The organism is Corallococcus exercitus (assembly GCF_003611585.1).
Classification (GTDB): domain Bacteria; phylum Myxococcota; class Myxococcia; order Myxococcales; family Myxococcaceae; genus Corallococcus; species Corallococcus exercitus.
Genome location: NZ_RAVW01000935.1, coordinates 1 through 400 on the forward strand (window position 1 = coordinate 1; position 400 = coordinate 400).

General features: G+C 56.8%; 1 protein-coding gene. It reads right to left on the minus strand.

All coding sequences use genetic code 11. From position 1 onward, the window contains the following. Positions 1–400, minus strand: a 400-nt coding sequence (locus tag D7W79_RS42955; protein WP_276375736.1) for a carbon starvation CstA family protein, incomplete at both ends; no start/stop codon positions are given.

Below are 400 nucleotides of genomic sequence, written 5' to 3' on the forward strand. Positions count from 1 at the left end.
GCCCGCAGTACCAATGATACCGGCAACCAGAGAGTCGGTTTTTTTCAGGAACGGGATGAAGTTACCCAGCAGGTCTTGCAGCATAAAGCGGCCAGAACGGGTACCCGCATCCAGCGCGGTCAGGATGAACAGGGCTTCGAACAGAATACCGAAGTGATACCAGAAGCCCATGTCAGCCATCGGCAGTACTTTGTGGAACACGTGAGCGATACCTACCGCCAGTGTCGGCGCACCACCTGCACGGTTCAGGACAGAAGGCTCACCAATGTCTTTCGCGGTTTGCAGGATCTGCTCTGGCGAAATCACGAAGCCCCAGGAGCTGACGGTCGCTGCCGCGTGTGCGGTAACGTCTTTCAGCTGCGCCATGATGATCGGAGCATTCTCGCCACCCATTTCATGC